The 226-nt window shown below is 49.1% G+C and carries 1 protein-coding gene; it reads left to right on the forward strand.

The annotated features are described in order from the left end of the window. The coding region (locus FDX22_RS24365; RefSeq protein WP_146717909.1) for an EAL domain-containing protein at positions 1-226 on the forward strand (226 nt) is incomplete at both ends.

The raw sequence follows: 226 nt of genomic DNA on the forward strand, positions 1-226 counted from the left end.
GTTGAAGGCCTGCCAGAAGATAGCAGTATGATTTCTGCCATTATTCAGCTGGCTCACAGTCTCAATTTGCAAATGATTGCGGAAGGCGTTGAAACCGAAGCGCAACGCGACTGGTTATCACAGGCAGGGGTGGATGTCGCGCAAGGATTCCTGTTTGCCCGTCCGGTTCCGGCAGATATCTTCGAAGAACGCTATTTAGCGAAGGAATCAGCTGATTACAAAAGTT

Source organism: Citrobacter sp. TBCS-14 (genome assembly GCF_005280805.1).
Classification (GTDB): Bacteria; Pseudomonadota; Gammaproteobacteria; order Enterobacterales; family Enterobacteriaceae; genus Citrobacter; species Citrobacter gillenii.